The 17,949-nt window shown below is 41.2% G+C and carries 21 protein-coding genes; 20 read left to right on the top strand and 1 reads right to left on the bottom strand.

All coding sequences use genetic code 11. The annotated features are described in order from the left end of the window. Window positions 1-13 precede the first annotated feature (13 nt). The 4 genes from ACVC7Q_RS04150 to ACVC7Q_RS04135 all read left to right on the top strand — a co-directional run bounded on the left by ACVC7Q_RS04150 (window position 14) and on the right by ACVC7Q_RS04135 (window position 4,999). A complete protein-coding gene (locus ACVC7Q_RS04150) occupies window positions 14-1,132 on the top strand; it encodes a DUF4767 domain-containing protein (protein WP_447264946.1) in 1,119 nt (372 codons plus the stop codon). A gap of 214 nt (window positions 1,133-1,346) precedes the next feature. Next, complete coding sequence (locus ACVC7Q_RS04145) at window positions 1,347-1,907, top strand: hypothetical protein (protein ID WP_447264945.1); 561 nt, start codon at window positions 1,347-1,349, stop codon at window positions 1,905-1,907. A gap of 328 nt (window positions 1,908-2,235) precedes the next feature. Beyond that, the gene (locus tag ACVC7Q_RS04140; protein WP_049489044.1) at window positions 2,236-3,003 is read left to right on the top strand and encodes an ABC transporter ATP-binding protein; all 768 of its coding nucleotides are present in this window, start codon (window positions 2,236-2,238) and stop codon (window positions 3,001-3,003) included. Beyond that, window positions 2,996-4,999: an FtsX-like permease family protein gene (locus ACVC7Q_RS04135; protein WP_447265036.1), complete on the top strand. Its 2,004-nt coding sequence runs from the start codon at window positions 2,996-2,998 to the stop codon at window positions 4,997-4,999. The genes ACVC7Q_RS04140 and ACVC7Q_RS04135 overlap by 8 nt, the downstream gene beginning before the upstream one ends. Before the next feature lie 332 nt (window positions 5,000-5,331). On the opposite strand, the gene ACVC7Q_RS04130 is transcribed toward ACVC7Q_RS04135, so the two are convergent. Then, a complete protein-coding gene (locus ACVC7Q_RS04130; protein ID WP_447264944.1) occupies window positions 5,332-7,296 on the bottom strand; it encodes a peptide ABC transporter substrate-binding protein in 1,965 nt (654 codons plus the stop codon). Between the two features lie 259 nt (window positions 7,297-7,555). Between ACVC7Q_RS04130 and ACVC7Q_RS04125 the strand changes: the two genes are divergently transcribed. From ACVC7Q_RS04125 to ACVC7Q_RS04050, 16 genes are all read left to right on the top strand, one after another. Continuing rightward, window positions 7,556-7,885 carry a PadR family transcriptional regulator gene (locus ACVC7Q_RS04125; RefSeq protein WP_023917534.1) on the top strand — a complete coding sequence of 110 codons (330 nt, stop codon included), beginning with the start codon at window positions 7,556-7,558 and terminating at the stop codon, window positions 7,883-7,885. Next, window positions 7,879-8,679, top strand: coding sequence for a hypothetical protein (locus ACVC7Q_RS04120; RefSeq protein WP_447264943.1), 801 nt, complete (start codon window positions 7,879-7,881; stop codon window positions 8,677-8,679). Before ACVC7Q_RS04125 ends, ACVC7Q_RS04120 begins: the two co-directional genes overlap by 7 nt. Next, on the top strand, window positions 8,676-9,506 hold the full coding sequence (locus ACVC7Q_RS04115; protein WP_447264942.1) for a hypothetical protein: 831 nt from the start codon (window positions 8,676-8,678) through the stop codon (window positions 9,504-9,506). Before ACVC7Q_RS04120 ends, ACVC7Q_RS04115 begins: the two co-directional genes overlap by 4 nt. A gap of 221 nt (window positions 9,507-9,727) precedes the next feature. Beyond that, a complete protein-coding gene (locus tag ACVC7Q_RS04110) occupies window positions 9,728-11,119 on the top strand; it encodes an amino acid permease (protein ID WP_447264941.1) in 1,392 nt (463 codons plus the stop codon). Between the two features lie 104 nt (window positions 11,120-11,223). Next, window positions 11,224-11,460, top strand: a complete 237-nt coding sequence (locus ACVC7Q_RS04105; protein ID WP_000141913.1) for a DUF2829 domain-containing protein — start codon at window positions 11,224-11,226, stop codon at window positions 11,458-11,460. Beyond that, window positions 11,453-12,151 (top strand): 3-oxoacyl-ACP reductase, encoded by a 699-nt coding sequence (locus ACVC7Q_RS04100; protein ID WP_447264940.1) that lies wholly within the window; start codon window positions 11,453-11,455, stop codon window positions 12,149-12,151. Before ACVC7Q_RS04105 ends, ACVC7Q_RS04100 begins: the two co-directional genes overlap by 8 nt. Before the next feature lie 36 nt (window positions 12,152-12,187). Next, on the top strand, window positions 12,188-12,523 hold the full coding sequence (locus ACVC7Q_RS04095; RefSeq protein ID WP_447264939.1) for a hypothetical protein: 336 nt from the start codon (window positions 12,188-12,190) through the stop codon (window positions 12,521-12,523). Between the two features lie 18 nt (window positions 12,524-12,541). Beyond that, entirely contained in the window at window positions 12,542-12,961 is a 420-nt protein-coding gene (locus ACVC7Q_RS04090; RefSeq protein ID WP_447264938.1) for an SMI1/KNR4 family protein, read from the top strand. An 18-nt stretch (window positions 12,962-12,979) separates the two neighbouring features. After that, window positions 12,980-13,318, top strand: coding sequence for a DUF7716 domain-containing protein (locus ACVC7Q_RS04085; protein ID WP_447264937.1), 339 nt, complete (start codon window positions 12,980-12,982; stop codon window positions 13,316-13,318). Window positions 13,319-13,451: 133 nt separating this feature from the next. Then, a complete protein-coding gene (locus ACVC7Q_RS04080) occupies window positions 13,452-14,012 on the top strand; it encodes an immunity protein (protein WP_447264936.1) in 561 nt (186 codons plus the stop codon). Window positions 14,013-14,043: 31 nt separating this feature from the next. Continuing rightward, window positions 14,044-14,670: a hypothetical protein gene (locus ACVC7Q_RS04075; protein ID WP_447264935.1), complete on the top strand. Its 627-nt coding sequence runs from the start codon at window positions 14,044-14,046 to the stop codon at window positions 14,668-14,670. 66 nt (window positions 14,671-14,736) lie between these two features. Beyond that, window positions 14,737-14,874 carry a hypothetical protein gene (locus ACVC7Q_RS04070; RefSeq protein WP_447264934.1) on the top strand — a complete coding sequence of 46 codons (138 nt, stop codon included), beginning with the start codon at window positions 14,737-14,739 and terminating at the stop codon, window positions 14,872-14,874. A 329-nt stretch (window positions 14,875-15,203) separates the two neighbouring features. Then, window positions 15,204-15,752, top strand: a complete 549-nt coding sequence (locus ACVC7Q_RS04065) for a hypothetical protein (RefSeq protein WP_447264933.1) — start codon at window positions 15,204-15,206, stop codon at window positions 15,750-15,752. A 550-nt stretch (window positions 15,753-16,302) separates the two neighbouring features. After that, window positions 16,303-16,587, top strand: coding sequence for a hypothetical protein (locus tag ACVC7Q_RS04060; RefSeq protein ID WP_447264932.1), 285 nt, complete (start codon window positions 16,303-16,305; stop codon window positions 16,585-16,587). Window positions 16,588-16,641: 54 nt separating this feature from the next. Beyond that, entirely contained in the window at window positions 16,642-17,205 is a 564-nt protein-coding gene (locus ACVC7Q_RS04055; protein ID WP_447264931.1) for a hypothetical protein, read from the top strand. A 33-nt stretch (window positions 17,206-17,238) separates the two neighbouring features. Continuing rightward, window positions 17,239-17,928 carry an SMI1/KNR4 family protein gene (locus ACVC7Q_RS04050; protein WP_447264930.1) on the top strand — a complete coding sequence of 230 codons (690 nt, stop codon included), beginning with the start codon at window positions 17,239-17,241 and terminating at the stop codon, window positions 17,926-17,928. The last annotated feature ends 21 nt before the right edge of the window (window positions 17,929-17,949 follow it).

Raw genomic sequence — 17,949 nt, 5'->3', positions numbered from 1 at the left:
TAAAGGAGATTAGATGAAAAGAAAACAATGGATGCAGTTGGGATTAGCGGCTTCGAGTATGGTCTTGTTAACAGGATGTTACCAAAGATACCAACGCCAGTCTAGTCCCAAAAAAGAGGCTGCAACGAGCCAGACAAGCACAAAAAAACAGACGAAAAAAGCAGATAACAAACAATTATACCAGTCTGTTTTTTCAGACTATCAAAAGATTTTTGCCACTTCAAATGATGTGGATGCTATTTCAAAATTGAATGATGAATTAGCCAAAGAAGATCGGATGATCAATAGCTGGGTGATCGAGACTGTCATCAATCAGCCAGCAGCTGTTCGCTATGCCTTTAAGGACTTAAATAGCGATGGGGTAGATGAGATGATCATCGCCAACCAGCAAACCGATGGGAGCTACTTTGCGACAGGAGTCTACTACCTCAAGGACCAAAAGCCGACCTTGCTTGCAGAAGGTTTCGTCGCTGGACACGGAGGAGCGCGCAATGCGACAACTCTCTATAAGGGTGGAGATGTCTTAGAAGTCAGCTGGTTGTCGGGAACTGGCCGTGGTGTAGCCGTGCTTTCACGAATAGAAAAGACACCTCAAACCGCGACAAAAGTCCAGGAAGAAGAAGTTCAGGTACCTGGGTCAGATATGAATGCCCTTTTTGGAAAATCTGATGAGGATAAACTGGACCTCAAGAGTTTTGACTGGCAAACCTTTGACAGCACACCATCAGCGGGAAATAGCCAAAGTCAGGATAAAACACCATGGAATGCTGAAAAATCAGCAAAATTAGCAGAATTTATGAAGACCTGGGGCGAAAAGATGGGGCAACCCAACTACCAAAAAGGCATTGCTGGCGGTGATGTAGGACCAGACAACCTCTACACTCTAGGGGACAATAGCAAGATGGATGCTATTTATACAGATACTGGCCAAGGAAATGCAAAATACCGAATCGTAGAACGCTATAGCAATTGGGACAAGTATCCAGATGTGCATAGTTATTTCTTTGCCATTACAGATACGGGAGAAGCCATTGTCTTTCATTCTCCAACGACCAATGGTGGAAAGATGTATCTAAAACCAACGGACAACAAGGAACTTCAAGAAGCATTTACTCAAATCCTTCATCAGTAAGAAGGAAGAATAGACCAGAAAATAATTGTTTTCTGGTTTTCATTTATTCATAAAATGAATAAAAAACCAAATTATAAAAAGATATTTAGGAAAGAAAATATGTTAAAAGGTAGTAATAAATGCCGTTGTAAAAGTATTTAAAAACAGAAAACATTTGACAATAAAAGGGAAATCATTTAAAATATATTCAAACTTTATTTATAGGAGAATAACGATGAAAAAACTTCTTACAGCCGGTGTGGCTCTCTTGTCAGTTGCAACCTTAGCAGCATGTTCTGGTAAAACTGCTTCGGAATCATCAAGCAAAGATGCAAAGGCTTCTTCTAGCAAAGTAGAAAAATCATCTACTTCAAAAAGCAAATCAAAAAGCTCATCTAAATCATCAAAAACTTCAGTTGAAATTCCAGAAGTTGTCTTGTTGACTGATGAAGAAATCGATAATGCCAAAACAATTGGTGATATGAAAACTCTTTATAGTAAATTAGTAGATAACTATAAAAAATATGCTCAAGAGCTAGGCGATCAAATTCCAGAATCAGTGAGATCTAACTATACTCAACAAGTAGAGCCAGCTCTCAAGACATTGGACGAATCAAAAACTCAATTTGATACAGCACTTTCAACTGGTGGTTCAGATGATACAGTTGTTCCTGAACAAGGGCGTACTGCTTTTTCACAACAATTGAAATCTACACGTGACACAATGGAACAAGCTCTTAAAAATGCATATAAGATGATTGCACCCTTTATCTCTTCATCTTCATCAGATGAATAATTCATAAATGAAAATGAGAGTGGGACAGAAATCGGTAATTGGTTAGAATTCGATTTCGTCGTCCCACCTCCGCACAGTTTAGTAGGGCTGTAAAAGCTGATGAAATCAGCGTAGTAAAGCCCACTCAACCACTGCGTCTTGCTCGACAATCCAAAAACAATTAAGAGGCTAGGACTTTTGTCCCAGCCTGTTTTTTTGCTTTCTTACAAAAATGTAAGAAATAAAAGGGAAAATGTAAGGTTATGTTATGGTGAAAGCGCTTCAGTTTTAGTACAATAGACTTGTAAAAATGGATTGAAGCTTTTATCGAGCTAGAAAGGAACGGACCATGACCCTACTAGATGTTCAACATATCAAAAAAATCTACAAAACCCGCTTTCAAGGAACGCAAGTCGAAGCCTTAAAGGATATTCACTTCACTGTGGAAAAGGGCGAATACGTCGCTATCATGGGGGAATCAGGATCCGGGAAATCGACCCTCCTCAATATCCTAGCCATGCTGGATCAGCCGACCGAAGGACGGGTCTACCTCAACGGCACCGATACCTCGACCATCAAGAACAAGGATGCTTCCAGCTTCCGTCGCGAAAAACTAGGCTTTGTCTTTCAAGATTTCAACCTACTGGATACCTTGTCTGTCAAGGACAATATCCTACTGCCTCTCGTCCTCTCACGGAGACCCGTCAAGGAAATGATGAGCAAGGTGGATAGCGTGAGTCGAGAGTTGGGGATCCATCAGCTCTTAGAAAAATACCCTTATGAAATCTCTGGTGGGCAAAAACAACGGGTGGCTGTAGCACGGGCTATTATCACCTCACCTGAAATCCTCCTTGCCGATGAGCCAACAGGGGCGCTGGATTCCAAGTCTTCAGCTGCTTTGCTCGACGTCTTTGAAGATATCAATAGCATGGGCCAAACCATCCTCATGGTGACCCACTCGACTGCCGCGGCAGCTCGGGCCAAGCGCGTGCTCTTTATCAAGGACGGAATTCTTTACAACCAGATTTTCCGTGGGGAAAAAACGGAGCGTCAGATGTTCCAAGAAATCTCAGATACCTTGACGGTCATGGCGGGTAAGGAGGATCATGATGTTTAAATTAACGAGTAAATTAGCTCTTTCTAACCTCAAACAAAATCGCAAGCTCTATTATCCCTTTGCCTTGGCCGTCATTTTAACGACCATGATCCTCTATAGCTTTATCGCCCTGGCAACGACCCCTCATTTAGAGGCTTCTTACGGAGGACGAACGGCGAGATCTGTCCTTGGTTTTGGTAGTTTCGTCGTCCAGTTGGTCGTCATCATTTTAGTGGCTTATGCCAATGGCTATGTCATGAAAAATCGTTCCAAAGAACTGGGCTTGTACAGTGTTTTGGGGATGGAGAAGAAGCACCTCCTCGTCATGACCTTATGGGAATTGCTTTTCTTCTATATCCTCACGGTTGGCGCAGGACTGGGCTTGGGACTCTTGTTTGATCGCTTGATTTTTGCCCTCCTCTTAAAATGTATGGGGCTTCCAGTCGTCATTCAATCAACCTTCCAGATAGGGGCTGTGTTTAAGACTTTGTTAGGATTAGCTATTGCTTTTGCCCTCATTCTTTTGCTGAATTCTTTCCGCCTCTTGCGCTACAGTTCCCTCCACCTCATGCAGCAGAAAAAAGCAGGAGAGAAGAAGGGACGCTTCTTACTGGTCCAAACTCTTTTAGGACTAGGGCTCTTAGGAATTGCTTTCTATCTGGCGCTAACCGCAGAGCGTCCGGTTGCGGCGGTTCAAGGATTCTTTATTGCCGTCATCTTGGTCATTCTAGCGACTTATCTCTTATTCAACGCAGGATCTATTACCTTCTTAAGATTTCTCAAAGGTCGGAAATCCTACTATTACAAGCCGGAGAATTTTATATCCCTCTCTAACTTAATAGCTCGGATGCGAAAAAATGCAGCGGGCCTTGCGACCATTAGTATTCTTTCCACCATGGTCTTGGTCACCTTAACAGGGTCGCTCAATCTCTTTATTGGAGGGCAGAATTACCTAGATACTATGTACCCTTCGGACTACAATATTAGTGTGGGGCATATGACTTCAGAAGCTGAAACAGAACCGGTTATTGAGGAGGTTCAAGCACAAATTAAGAAAGTGGCCGATGCGACACATCTGTCTGATTATCAGGTGGCACAGACAACATACTGGTCAGCTGAAATTCGAAAGATTGATGGAAAGGTGTTAGAGGTTTATGACCAGTCCGATCAAGAAACTGGTCAGGAATTGAAGACAGAAGGAGTGGTCTACTTTTTTGATCAGGCAACTTATGAGCAACTGACGGGTCAAAAAGTTGAGCTTGGGGAAAATGAAATCCTAGCTTATGGGTATCAGTATCCTGGAAGACTAGACTCGCAATTAGAAATCAATGGAAAGAGCTTCGCGATTAAGCAAAAACTAGACTCCAATTTTATCCAAGGAAAACTCCCTCAAGCCGACCTGTTTCATCACCAAATGGGCTTGTACCTTGTCCTCCCTGACTTGAACCAACTGGGATTAAAAATTGATAAAAATTTGGAATTCTCTATTAGTGCTAAAAATAAAGAAAACCAAGATTTTATAGCTGGAATGGCCAAAGAGCTTTATTCGACAGACAAAATGAGTCAATATGGTGCGACTTTGTTTGGTGGGGTTGATCGATACAGCATGGAGAAGGAGTGGCGTGAATCAGCAGGGACAATCCTCTTTATTGGGATTTTCCTATCGGTGATCTTTCTATTGGCTACGGTTCTCGTGATTTACTACAAGCAGATTTCAGAGGGCTATGAGGACCGGGATAATTTTGTGATCATGCAACAAGTAGGATTGGACCAAAAGCAAACGGCCACCACCATTCGCAAACAGATTGTCACCGTCTTTTTCCTTCCATTATTCTTCTCCTTCCTCTACCTAGGAGTAGCCTACAAGATGATTGCAAAAATCGTTGCTCTCTTAGGAGCGACCAATGCTGAATTGGTCCTTCAAACAACCTTAGCCATCTGCGCTGTCTTTTTCATCTCCTATGTCCTCGTCTTTCTTCTGACTTCTAGAAGTTATCGGAAGATTGTAGTGAGATAGCGTTTGAATCTATATAAGATTAGAAATGAAAAAGACGATAAATAGACAAACTGTTTTTTACATAGGATAAGCCAAGTGTTGCGGAAAGAATTATAATAATCTATATTATTAGGCTTATTTAAATAGATACCGAAACTTTCCGCCGTGAGAAAAGTGCTAGAAATAATAGTATTTCTAGCACTCGGGAGTTTTGGAACCTTAGGTCCAAAACTAAGTTATGGAACTTCGGAGAAAGTTCGCTAACGTCCGTACTCACCTAAGGAAAGTTTCAAGGATAGGTTTTTCCTTAATCAAAAACACCGAGGATCAAATCCTCGGTGTTTTTATCGTGATTATTTCACGTGTTTTGCAAGTTCTTCTTGCGCTTTTTTGTTTGATTCTTCTTTTTCTTTCAACCAATTCTTATACGCTTTTTCGTAGTCAGCAGTTGTGACGGTCTTGTCTTGAACTTTTTGGTATTTGAAGAAGCTTGTTTCCCCTTTAATACCAATTGCAGAATTTGCTGCTGAGAATGGCGTCACCTTGGTGATAGATGGAACCCCACCCTTAGAGTAGATTGGAAGAACCATAGCATTTTCTGTCAACCAAGCTTGGGCAGCAGCGTATTTTTCATAACGTGCATTGGTATCCAATTTTTCATCATTGGCAGCATCTAGCAAGGCTTTGTATTCGTTCAAACCAATTTTCTCGATAAGCGCTTGGTCTTTCTTAGGATCAAGTCCCATACCAGTCAAGGTTGGGCCATCTGTTGGGTTTAAGATATCCAAGTAAGTGGATGGGTCTTGGAAGTCAGGTCCCCAACCAGTGATATCCATATCAAAGTCTTTTTGGTCTGGTGATTGGGCGAAGTAAGTAGCGTTGTCTGCATCGTCTGTAGACAATTTTTGTACATCGATCACGACATTGTCTTTACCAAGGGACGCTTCGATTGAGCTCTTCATAGAGTCTGCTTGTTGGACAAGAGCATTAGAAGATTGGTCTACAACATAGTCGATATGGATTGGGAATTGAACACCTTGCGATTGCAATTCAGCTTTAGCTTTTTCAAGTTCTGCTTTGGCTTTATCTGCATTATGCAAGCTATCTTGAGCATCAGCGAAGCTAACACCTTTCCACTCATCTCCTGTTGCGGCAAGTTTTTCTTCAACGAGAGTACCGAAGTCTTTCCCGTCTGCTTGCACAAATGTCGGTGGAACTAGAAGGGTACGAAGAGTTTTTGTTGCTCCGTCTTTTCCGTTAACTTGAGCGCTGTAGGAAGTTCTATCTAAAGCAAAGTTCAAAGCTTGACGGAAGTTTTTGTTTTGAAGGGCTGTCTTGGTGTTGTTCTTTTGCTCATCAGATGTCTTCTTCGTATGGCCGTAGTTTTGACGGTTGACGTTGAAGTAAGCGTAGTAAACAGTAGAATCTTGTGGGGTATAAACGATGTTATCCTTGAATTTCTTCTCAATCGTACTGTAGGTTGAGCTTGTTGGGAAGAGACGAGCAGTAGATAGGTTACCATCTGAGAAGTTACGAGCAAGATAGTCTTGGTCAGATCCATCGAAGTACGTTAATTTAACAGTATCGATGTGAACATTTTTCTTGTCGTAGTATTCAGGGTTTTTATCCAACTCAATTTGTGATTTTGAAGTGAAGGATTTCAAAATGTATGGACCGTTGTAGAGGATACCATTTGGTTTCACGCTACCAAAGTCTTTACCAGCTGATTCCAAGAATTTTTCATTGACCGGCATCATGGTAGAAGTGGTCAATTTAGAATTCCAGAAAGATTCTGGTTGGTTCAAAGTATATTGAAGAGTATGATCATCAACAGCTTTGACTCCAACAGTTGAGAAGTCTTTAGTTTTCCCGTTTACATAATCATCCAAGCCTTTGACTGAGTTTTGAACCAAGTAAAGAGCATCGGATTTTTTATCGGCTACATATTTCAGAGCTGTCACGAAATCTTTTGCAGTGACGTCAGCGTATTCGTTTCCTTCTGAATCATACCACTTCGCATCTTTTCGAAGCTTGTAGGTATATGTGAGACCGTCTTTTGAAACAGACCAGTCCTCAGCAAGAGCAGGCACTAAGTTACCGTATTGGTCGTTTTCAAACAAACCATCGACCAAGTTGGTTGTAATGTCGCTTGTAGTTGAACGATTTGAAGTCAAATAGTTCAAGGAATCAGGGTCTGTACCATACACGTATTTGTAGGTTGTTCCCTTTGATGAGTTAGAAGATGAACCACATGCAGCAAGGAAAAGCGTTGAAGCAGCGGCTACACCAGCTAAAAGAGCAAGCTTCGATTTTTTCATATTCGTGTCTCCTTTTGTATAATTTTAATTATTATACTCCAATCAATCTATAAAATAAAGTGTTTTTTGAACTTTTTTTGCATATTTACACACCAGTATACAGTGAAAGCATTGATTTTAAGGGATTTTTAAGGAATAAAATTTTTTTTAAAAAATTTACTATTTTGCTTTACATACTAGTTGAGAAAGAGTATACTGATAGTGAATAAACTAGTATGTAAAACAAACTAGTGCATATGTGAAGAAAGAGGTGAGAAGGATGAAAGAGTCCCAATTACTAAAGGGGGTCTTGGAGGGCTGTGTGCTGGAGATTATTTCCAAAAAGGCCATCTATGGCTACGAATTGATTCAAAGTCTCAAAGAGATGGGATTTGATAAGATTGTCGCTGGGACCATTTATCCCCTACTTCAAAAATTAGAAAAACAAGGAATTATTCATGGGGAAATGAGGCCGTCTCCAGATGGTCCTGATCGTAAGTATTTTTCACTCAGTGATGCTGGAAAAGAGCGTTTAGGGGAATTTTGGGACCAGTGGCAGGAGCTAGTCACAAAAGTAGAACGTATCAAGAAGGAGGGGGAAGAATGGTAGAAAGTTATACAGAAAAAATGTCAGATGAATTGATTCATTTAAATAAAGAGGATCAAGCCTATGTAAAAAAAATGGTCGCTTATATTGGGGCTAAGTCCTATTTTTATGATGATGAAGCACTCGGTGAACAACTCTACAATATGGTTTGCGACCTAAAAGTTGCTGAGAAAGAAGGCATTCGTGCAGTGGATTATTTTGGAAAGGATCCACGGGCTATGGTGGACCAAGTTCTTTCAGATTTGCCTAAACGCTCTCTAGGATCTTATGTGGGACCCGTCTTCCTACTTGGAGTGATCTTAGTTGGCATGCGTTATTTAATGGATTTTACCTGGATGACGCCACTGAAAATCGAACCCCTGACCTATGTTGTTATTTTATTCAATTTCTTGGTGTTTAGCCAGTTCATCACGTGGATATGGTCCAAACAGAGCTATGGTGAAATGAAGTGGCCTTGGGCTATTTTTATCAGTGTGATCTGCCTGATGGTATTTCTAAACATCGTACGACTATTTTCGATTTATTTTGGCCACATTGGGAGTCTCTTCTTATCAGATGGTTGGGCGGTTGTTCTTGCTGTCCTAGTCCTACTTGGGTTTGCGGTTATGGCTTATAGAAGCAGGGAGCGTTTGATGACGAGTCTACTAGTACTGGGGCTGACTTTCCTAGTTACTGGATGCTGGATTCGTCTTGTGAATCAGGAAACTGCTCATTTAATAGGCTGGCTACTTCCTCTCATAGGACTAGTCCTGACCTTCGTTGTATTTCGTCTCCAAAGAAAGGGGGAAGAAAGATGACATCAGTTATTTATTATGAAGAAACGCAGGCTTTGGTTCAAACCTTTAGCCAGGAGGACCAAGCTTATTTCCAAGATCTCTGGGATTATTTCAATTTTGCTGGTTTCTTATATGAGGAGAAAGCTTTAAGAGAGCAGGTCTATAATCTAGCGCTAGATTTTTCGCAAGCAAGCGGAGATGGATTGACGGCCAAGGACTATTTTGGACAGGATCCAAAGGGAATGGCAGACCAAATCATCGAAAATATACCCAAAGAATCGACACGGTCTGTTCTGAAATATGGGGCGATCATTTCGGGAATTGTGATTTTCTATCGCCTCTTAAGTGATTTTGCTTCGCAAGCAGTCCTGGTTCTCAAGCCACTCGTCTATCTAACGGATGGTATTTTAGGGTTTTTGGCTGTTGGGCTATTATTCTATCTCCTTCGTCGCCTCATTTTTGCAGAAGAGAAGTCAAAAAAAGCAATTTATGTAGCAGTCGTTTTCGTTCTAGGAGTCTATTTCGCTAGTGAGATAGTGGGGGTCCGTTTCTTGCCAGCTTTTGCTTGGTTGACAGTGCCGAATCCATGGGATACTCTCCTTATGACAGGAGCTAGTGGCGCCCTCATATTGTGGCAATGGAAAGATGAGATTGGCCGAGCTTTTGTCTTTCCTATTTTAGCCTTTTTAGTGGTTGGATTCTTGCATCGCTGGACCTTGGCTCAAGGAATTCAGGATCCTACAACGACCATCATTTTGCCTACGGTGATCATTGTTATAGGATTGATGATTTACTATTGGTTCACGATTCGCGCCTTGAAAAAGAATAAGACAGAAAATGGTGAATAGAATGAAAAAGAAGCTGGGCAAAAACTATCCAGCTCTTTATAGTGAATAGAAATAACTGCATGATGCAGTGGATGATTGCTCAAAGCCCTGCTTTGAGGGGGTAGATGGACTAAGTCTTGGTTCGCTTTTTAAGCTCCAAAGATGACCGATGGTAACGGAAACGATGTTTTCTTTTCTCTTCCAAGTATGATAGAATAAATTCAATAGATGGGAGAATATGCATGAATCTATTTCGAAAAAAAAGCCTTGGGCAAGTACACCCGGGCCTGAACCGTCATTTACGATTGTGGGATTTAATTATTTTAGGAATCGGTGCCATGGTGGGGACAGGGATCTTCACGATCACGGGGACTGCAGCAGCGAATTTAGCTGGCCCAGCCTTGATTGTTTCCATTGTGATTGCAGCATTTTGCGTTGGCTTATCTGCTCTCTTTTTTGCAGAATTTGCTTCGCGGATCCCTGCAACTGGAGGAGCCTATAGTTATCTCTATGCCATCTTTGGAGAGTTTCCAGCCTGGATTGCAGGTTGGTTGACCGTGATGGAATTCATGACCGCCGTATCAGGGGTAGCCTCAGGTTGGGCTGCTTATTTCAAGGGGTTGTTGGCCAATCTTGGCTGGCGTCTGCCGACGGCTTTAAATGGGACTTTTGATCCAGCTGCGGGAACTTATGTGGATCTCTTACCTATTTTGGTCATGGTCCTCGTCACAGCCTTGGTCCTTATGAATGCAAAAGCTGTCTTACGCTTCAATTCCTTGCTGGTCTTACTCAAGTTCTCAGCTCTTGCCTTGTTTATTCTTGTCGGGATTTTTCACCTAAATCCTGGCAACTGGGGAAACTTTGCCCCTTATGGCTTTGGCGAAATTTATGGTGGTCAAACAGGGGTTATAGCTGGTGCTTCGCTCATGTTCTTTGCCTTTCTTGGTTTTGAGTCCATTTCAATGGCGGTCGATGAAATCAAGGAACCACAAAAGAACGTTCCTCGCGGCATTGTCCTTAGTCTTTTGATCACAACGGTTCTTTATATCTTGGTTGCCCTGGTTTTGACCGGCATGATTCCTTTTAAGAACTTAAATGTAGATGATGCGGTTGCCTTTGCCCTCCGTCAGGTAGGAGCCGGCTGGGCAGGGAATTATGTATCGCTGGTCGCTATTTTGACCCTGATTACCGTCTGCATTTCGATGACCTTTGCCCTCTCACGGATGATTTACAGTTTGGCGCGAGATGGCCTCTTGCCAAAAGCTATGAAACAGCTCGATCCTAAAACCAGAATCCCCAAAAATGCGACCCTGGTCGCTGGATTGATGGCTGCCATTGCTGGTGGAGTTTTTCCGCTAGCTAGTATCGCTTCCTTTTTAAATATCTGTACCTTGGCTTACCTGGTTATGTTGGCCTTCGCCCTCTTGAAATTGCGCAAGGAACACGGTGCTCCTGGACCTGGTGAATTTAAAACGCCTTTGGTTCCGGTCTTGCCAATCCTATCGATTGTGGTCTGTATGTCCTTTATGACCCAGTATTCTCTATCGACCTGGCTGGCCTTTGGGGTTGCTCTCTTGATTGGGATAGGAATCTATTTTGGCTATGGGTTTCGCCATTCAGAAGAAAATAAATAAAAGATGAAAGCTAGAGTAGAAGAACTCTGGCTTTTTGTATAGGGAAAGTTCTTTTTTTGGTATAATAAAGGGAGAAAGTTAAATAGATAACAAAGGAGAACACCATGACATTTGAAGAGATTTTACCAGGCTTAAAGGCCAAGAAAAAATATGTACGAACAGGATGGGGTGGAGCAGAAAACTATGTCCAATTGTTTGATACCATCGAGCAAAATGGAGTGGCTCTGGAAGTGACACCTTATTTCCTCATTAACGTGTCTGGTGAAGGTGAAGGCTTTTCCATGTGGAGTCCAACTCCCTGTGATGTTCTAGCGACAGATTGGGTGGAAGTACATGACTAAAGTGGTCTTGATTACAGGCGTGAGCTCCGGGATTGGTCTGGCGCAAGCTCGTTTTTTTTTAGAAAAAGGTTATCAGGTTTTTGGAGTGGACCAAGGAGCGGATCCTCAGTTGCCAGGCGATTTTCACTTCTTACAGCGAGACTTAACCTTGGATTTGACACCAATCTTCGACTGGTGTCCTGAGGTCGATGTCTTGTGCAATACAGCGGGAGTATTGGACGATTATAAACCGCTTCTTGAGCAAAGCGCTCAGGAGATTCAGGAGATTTTTGAGATCAACTATGTGACTCCGGTAGAGCTGACACGACACTATCTGACTCAAATGATGGAGAAGAAGCAAGGGATCATCATCAATATGTGCTCCATTGCTTCTAGCCTGGCAGGAGGTGGCGGTCACGCTTATACTTCCTCCAAGCATGCCCTTGCGGGATTTACCAAGCAGCTGGCCCTGAATTATGCAGAAGCTGGCATTCAAGTCTTTGGCATTGCACCAGGGGCCGTTAAAACAGGCATGACCGCAGCAGACTTTGAGCCAGGAGGCTTGGCTGACTGGGTAGCCAGTGAAACGCCCATCAAACGCTGGATTGAGCCAGAAGAAGTGGCAGAAGTTAGCCTCTTTTTGGCTAGTGGGAAGGCGTCTGCTATGCAGGGACAACTCCTGACCATTGATGGTGGTTGGTCTTTGAAGTAACATAGTTGATACTCAGTGAATATGTGGAGGTGAACTATGAAAAGAGATGAGTTTGGATTTGTCTTGCCCAATCTCTACTATCAGTTTTTAACGGAGTGGAAAGAGATTGACCCCTATGAAATTGGTGATACTGGTATCTGTTTGTATGCCAAGGAGGATCTAAAAGAGCGTAATGAAACTTATCAGATTGAGGAAGTGGAGCCAGATTACTTTATGATTGGACAGGAAGGAGATTTGGCTTACTTTATCAAGAAAAATGCAGATGATTGCATTTATGAAAATGACTTGGGTGCTTTAGGGTCCTTAGAAATGCAAAAAGTAGCTACAAACGTCTATGACTTTATTGATAAGGTATTGGAAGAAGAATTGTAAAAAAGGAAGAAATTAATCATGTTTAGAGTGCTAGATGCAGATTCACCGATTTCAAGAGAAGACCTGTTACAATTTGAGGAGATTCTTGGGAAGAAATTGCCGGAAGCTATGAAGGATTTTTATCTCCAGTACAACGGTGGCCAGCCCCAAGTAAGGGGTGTTCACGATGATTATCATCTCTTTCCTTTCAATTCCTTTGATTCACTTGAAGAGATGAGGAAGTCTATAAAATGGTTTGACGATGAGGCTGTGCCTGCTGGATTTAAGGCTACAGACCTTCTCCATTTTGCCTATGATCCTGGATCGGGCAACTATGCTCTTTCTTTAAGGGCAGAAGATTATGGCAAGGTGTACTTCTATGTTTTAGAAGAAAAAGCTGAGTTGTATGGTCAATGGCCATCTTTTGAGGATTTTTTGAATTCCTTTGTTGAAGAGTGAGACTAAAAAGGAGAAGAAATGCGGAAACATCAAGAACTTTCACTAGAGCAGATCATCGAGCAGGTGCGCGTGGACAAGTTGGTATCAGATGATTTTTGCCTCTATGGCAAGGAGGATGGAGAACTGAGACTTAATAGCCTCTATTGGGTATCAGATTATCCAGATGTTGTTGAAGACCGTGATGTCTACCCGACAGAAGTGGCGGAACAAAACCTTCAGCTAGTCTACTATGGAGAGCAGTTGATTGATGTTCTCAACGTAGCGCTTGAAGAAAAGCCAGAGGCTAGTCTCCAAGACTTGGTTGATGCTTTGAATTATTATAATCAGCACGATAACTTTATGCCCTTTAATGATTAGCTAGGTTGATTAGAGAAAAAGAGGAAGCATTAACCTTATCAAGCCTCTTTATAGGACTCCGAAAAGATGCGGCTATCAAGCTTTGGAAGTTAAAAAAATTGGGTGAAAAGAATCTAGGAGATCGGATAGAAAAATGACAGTCAATATCGATGAATTCGTGAAGGAGCACGGCTTTTGTGTGCTATCTTCAGAGGAGAAACAATTTCGTCTTGATGAGATTCGTTTCAACCTCTTTGCTTATTTAGAAGATTATTCCAAAATGGGATTTTCTTTTGTTAAAGCAGGTGACGAACTAGTCGAACTAAGGAAAAATCAGGAGAGCTATAGGCTTGTTGGCCAGTGTTTTTTAGGATTTTTTGTGATTGGAGAAGAGGAGCAAATCTTTTTACTTTGCAATCAAGAAGGAAGGGAAGTTTTTCAAGAAGAGAGGATTTATGTCAACTCTTCCTTGCAAGCTTTTGTTTCCTCTTATTCACTTTTTCTATCAGGCATCTTTCTTTTGAAAGCAAAGTTTTATGAGATTGAGCAAGATGAAGTCGAAGAGATTGCAGCAAACTTGAAGGATCAAGTACTTGCCTTGGAAAAGCCCATTGAACAGGAAGTTCCTTTCTGGGATCACATGGCCTATTTGATAGAAGATGATGGAATTGTTCTAAGAGATGATCTCTTTCATATCCTGAACAAAGAACAGTAAATTCAACTGGAAATATAAAGAGGATTTAAAAATGGACTATGTAGATGAGTTAACTTCAGGACGTACGCCCCTGGTAAAAAAGGCAGCGAAAAAAATTTTAAAGGGTAAACTAAAAGGATATGGACCATTTTTGCATCAAGCCTTGGAAGGCGAGATGGAAAAACCTAAATCATGGGAATCACAAATGTACTTACTCTACGCCATAGCCGCAACGGATTGCACAGAAGAAGTCCCCTATCTCAAGTCATTGCTGCTGAGAGATATTCCAACACCCGTAACCTACCGCTCTCTAGCAGTAGCGATTGCTTATCTAGAAAATTCAGAAACAGAGAACTTGTCTTTCGTTTATGAGTCCTTGGAATCGAATAACTTCTCGCAAGTTGCAGGTGCTTGTGCTGCTATTTATATGAAAAAGATAGTACTTAAAGATGATGATTTTAACAAAATTATGTCTTATGTAACTCAGCCTAAATACCTTGAGCATATTGGCAAAGTCACAAATCCATTTTTATTTATTTTAGCAGCATCTTATTTATATCCAGAACAGAATCGCCAGAAAATTGTAGACTTTTCTCGTCAGTTCGATATATCTATCGTCAAGGACTTAATCAATGACGTTACAAAAGGAAAGGACGGCAGGAGGGTCAGTCTATTCTAAAATCTCCTTAAAGAGCGAAACAATAACTCTTAAAAACAAGACTTTTATTCCAAGGGGATTCATAAGGTGAATGGTCAACTGGAACTGCTTTTTTTAGAGAATAAGGTTGAATTCAATTTTAAAAACCAAAATGATGTGATGTTATCAGGAGCTTCTGACCTTATTAGAATTGCTGAGATTGGTCCTGTGAAGATTGATACTTAAAGATGTATTCCTAGCTTATTTGAGGAGATTCTGGATGATCAAAGAATCCCCCATTACCAGGAGGGACACCACGACTATGGGAAAAAATGAAGGAAGAGCACAAACATTAGACCTTGACCTAAGGATAAACCCTTCAACAAGAAAAACACTGCGAGACCACGAATATGAAGTTACAGTATTTTGAATTAGATAAGCCCTATGTGGAAAAACAACAGAGGATTGAGGAGCTGATGGACTCAGCTGCGCTAACTTACGAGGAAGCTAGAATTAAGGACTATCGACAGAATTGGAAAGACCTGCGAAGAGCGTTCATATATGAATCCAAATGTATGACCTCTATGGTAGAGCGCCTCTTTAAACCAGTTGTGACCAAGGATTGTTGGAAAATCATCGTAGAATGTGTAGATACGATTAGCAATCCAGCTATCATGAACCTACTAGGTGTCTATACTGTTCAGGTCTTATTTGATTTTTCTAGCTATAAAACCTTGAGTCCATTGGAACAGAAAAAGCTGCTCTTAGAGGCCTTGCTAAAAGGGGTAAAGCGCGTGTTTCAGGAGCTCTCCATTCCTTGCTCCTTGATAGAGGATGTAGTCAATGAAATAGAGAAAAACGATTATGAAAATAGCTGGGAGTGGAAAAGGATGAAGATCCAATCCACGACCTATTCCATTCAAGTGGAGCATCAGCTGGATAAGGTGAATTTGTTTTGGAAGATAGAGCACAAGGATAAGAGCATCCGTCAGTTAATTCAATCCTGCCCTGCTCATGAGATGGACTATGGGGCTAAGCTTGGTAAACTGGAAATAAAAGGGAACTTCCTTTATCTGTTGGATAAACAGAATGAGGTTGTGAGTAGAATTTCTGTTTTAGAATGATGGAGCAAGAACAATGAGTGACGTAAAAAAGAAATTATCCTTATTAAAAGTTGAAAGACGAATCAAGATTTGAAGGGGATAAAGGATGTCCGTTTTCTGACCACTAAACCGAGAGAAATTGCTTGGTATGCTGGGGAGTTGAATCCTATAGACTCTCCGATTCCTTGCCTTTATGAGTTTTCTGCCAATCTTACTACTAAAGATCTAAGTAGATCAATTCAAAGTCTAGTTGGAAATAGAAGGCAGTTTATCCTAGTTTTGTGGGAGTTTTTACCAGTTTACGTCTTGTTTCAAATGGAGTCTTTGGATAATCTTTTGTCCTCTTATTTTACTGAATTCTCTACCAGAGATTTGACGCTTTTCTTTCAAGAACAGGAAAAAGTACTGGATCTCCATTTAGCGGAGGATAAAGTAGAAGTGAGAGTCTTGGAGAATAAATCTAAGAGCCCGTAGATTCTATAAATTGAAAATGAATATAGAATTAGTCGATGAAAGAGGCAAAGAGGAAAGAATGCTATTCTTGGAGAGACAAATGGTAAAGGTGGTTCTAATGTGTAATAAAGAATATTATTATTATGGCAATAGTGAGTTTATGTCAGGCCTAGGAGTTATTTATACAGAGTTTACTGGTCAGCGTGCAAGTCGACAAATTAACGTTTTGAATGGGCACTCTTATGCTTCCTCTTGCCTACAGGATTATGTTCCAGAAGTAGGGTTTCTACTCTATGATGGTCGAAAAGATGAGTTGGATCTATCAGACTCCATCAAGATTAGTCAAGAGGAATTTGAACGAATTTGGGCTCAGGCTGTCACTAGCGGTCAGAATGATGCGTAATCGCCAGTTGAAAATAGCCAAATATAATCCCAAAAATATGAGAGGAGTCCAATAATGATGCTCAATTTGTTGAAGGAATTCGTAGAAGTCTATCATAGAAACAAAGGCTTAGGAGAGCTTGTATTTACTAGTGACTGTCTCCATGTCGAAAAGCCAGACTTATCTGGTCAATTGAAAGAGTTCTACCAGCATTTAGACTTTGATGAAGAAGCTTATTTTAGAGGAGCTCCCTATGATCTTGCTCTAATTCCTCTCCCTCTATGTGAAGCTGCATCAGAAGGATGGCAGGATCCTAGCTGGAAAGAGAGTTATGTGATTTTTGCCCATATGATGGGCGATGAGCCAATCTTTTGTGATCTAACTAGCGAGCTTAGTCCTGTATTTGGCAAGATTCCTGGAAATTCCAAGCTCTATAGCTTAAGCCCCTCTTTATCTACTTTCTTGTCTACCTATAGTCAGATGAAAGAGCTAGAAATCACCAAGTTTGAGAACAATATCTATATCGATGAGGATTTATTGGACTATAAAGAGGGATTCTTGGAGGGGATTATGGCTATTATCGAAAAGCACCTTCCTGAAGACTATCGAAATGATTTTATAGCATTTATGCTGGGTTAAAACCAAATAGGGAGAAATGAGAAGCAAATGGGAATGAAGAATTTTTTAAAATGTTGTGAGGATCTGGTTATACAAGAAAGTGGGGCCTCAGCTCTTGAACTAGAAAAACTCAAAGCCAGACAGTTTCCGCAAGCTCACTTGGATTTGCTCTCCATAACCAACGGTTTGGAATTTTATGGTGGCTATTATCGCTTGTTTGGGACGGATTCTACTCAAGCCATCACGCTGGACTCTTGGAATTCGGATAGGCTATGGAAAGATGTCTGGAGAGATTATGCATCAGACTACTATTTTTTGGGTATGTCTGCTATTGGAGATCAATTCGCTTATAGAATGAAGGATGGGAACATTCAAAGTCATCAAGTTTATTATTTAGATGGGATTACTATGGATGTCATCGAGATCTACGACAGTTTTGAAGCATTTTTCGAGAGAGAATTTATTCTGAAAGCCCAAGGTGGGATGGAATCTATTTTTGTGTCTGCTAGGGAGCGATTTGGGAATCTAGACCTCTCCACAAGCTGTATTTATTCCCCTTCCTTAATGATTGTGAATGATCCAAGCGTTGAGAATCTCATGCTTTTACCGACAAAGGATGTCATGACTATCAATGGGGATTTGCTTGTTCAATTATCTGATTCGGAGGAGTCGATTACGAAACTGGAGCAATATCTAGACGCTTTGGGTAGAGCTAGAGTCAAGGTTATCTTTGATCGAGATTGAGCAAGCAGGATAAAGTTTTGT

It is taken from the genome of Streptococcus sp. W151 (genome assembly GCF_053010205.1).
The sequence above is the reverse complement of the archived record's forward strand: the minus strand, read 5'-3'. Positions and strand labels throughout refer to the sequence as shown.

Excerpts from the sequence above, each read along its gene's own strand:
- ACVC7Q_RS04150 (WP_447264946.1), top strand. The coding sequence starts at position 14 with ATGAAAAGAAAACAATGGATGCAGTTGGGATTAGCGGCTTCGAGTATG.
- ACVC7Q_RS04145 (WP_447264945.1), top strand. The coding sequence starts at position 1,347 with ATGAAAAAACTTCTTACAGCCGGTGTGGCTCTCTTGTCAGTTGCAACC.
- ACVC7Q_RS04140 (WP_049489044.1), top strand. The coding sequence starts at position 2,236 with ATGACCCTACTAGATGTTCAACATATCAAAAAAATCTACAAAACCCGC.
- ACVC7Q_RS04135 (WP_447265036.1), top strand. The coding sequence starts at position 2,996 with ATGTTTAAATTAACGAGTAAATTAGCTCTTTCTAACCTCAAACAAAAT.
- ACVC7Q_RS04130 (WP_447264944.1), bottom strand. The coding sequence starts at position 7,296 with ATGAAAAAATCGAAGCTTGCTCTTTTAGCTGGTGTAGCCGCTGCTTCA.
- ACVC7Q_RS04125 (WP_023917534.1), top strand. The coding sequence starts at position 7,556 with ATGAAAGAGTCCCAATTACTAAAGGGGGTCTTGGAGGGCTGTGTGCTG.
- ACVC7Q_RS04120 (WP_447264943.1), top strand. The coding sequence starts at position 7,879 with ATGGTAGAAAGTTATACAGAAAAAATGTCAGATGAATTGATTCATTTA.
- ACVC7Q_RS04115 (WP_447264942.1), top strand. The coding sequence starts at position 8,676 with ATGACATCAGTTATTTATTATGAAGAAACGCAGGCTTTGGTTCAAACC.
- ACVC7Q_RS04110 (WP_447264941.1), top strand. The coding sequence starts at position 9,728 with ATGAATCTATTTCGAAAAAAAAGCCTTGGGCAAGTACACCCGGGCCTG.
- ACVC7Q_RS04105 (WP_000141913.1), top strand. The coding sequence starts at position 11,224 with ATGACATTTGAAGAGATTTTACCAGGCTTAAAGGCCAAGAAAAAATAT.
- ACVC7Q_RS04100 (WP_447264940.1), top strand. The coding sequence starts at position 11,453 with ATGACTAAAGTGGTCTTGATTACAGGCGTGAGCTCCGGGATTGGTCTG.
- ACVC7Q_RS04095 (WP_447264939.1), top strand. The coding sequence starts at position 12,188 with ATGAAAAGAGATGAGTTTGGATTTGTCTTGCCCAATCTCTACTATCAG.
- ACVC7Q_RS04090 (WP_447264938.1), top strand. The coding sequence starts at position 12,542 with ATGTTTAGAGTGCTAGATGCAGATTCACCGATTTCAAGAGAAGACCTG.
- ACVC7Q_RS04085 (WP_447264937.1), top strand. The coding sequence starts at position 12,980 with ATGCGGAAACATCAAGAACTTTCACTAGAGCAGATCATCGAGCAGGTG.
- ACVC7Q_RS04080 (WP_447264936.1), top strand. The coding sequence starts at position 13,452 with ATGACAGTCAATATCGATGAATTCGTGAAGGAGCACGGCTTTTGTGTG.
- ACVC7Q_RS04075 (WP_447264935.1), top strand. The coding sequence starts at position 14,044 with ATGGACTATGTAGATGAGTTAACTTCAGGACGTACGCCCCTGGTAAAA.
- ACVC7Q_RS04065 (WP_447264933.1), top strand. The coding sequence starts at position 15,204 with ATGACCTCTATGGTAGAGCGCCTCTTTAAACCAGTTGTGACCAAGGAT.
- ACVC7Q_RS04060 (WP_447264932.1), top strand. The coding sequence starts at position 16,303 with ATGTGTAATAAAGAATATTATTATTATGGCAATAGTGAGTTTATGTCA.
- ACVC7Q_RS04055 (WP_447264931.1), top strand. The coding sequence starts at position 16,642 with ATGATGCTCAATTTGTTGAAGGAATTCGTAGAAGTCTATCATAGAAAC.
- ACVC7Q_RS04050 (WP_447264930.1), top strand. The coding sequence starts at position 17,239 with ATGAAGAATTTTTTAAAATGTTGTGAGGATCTGGTTATACAAGAAAGT.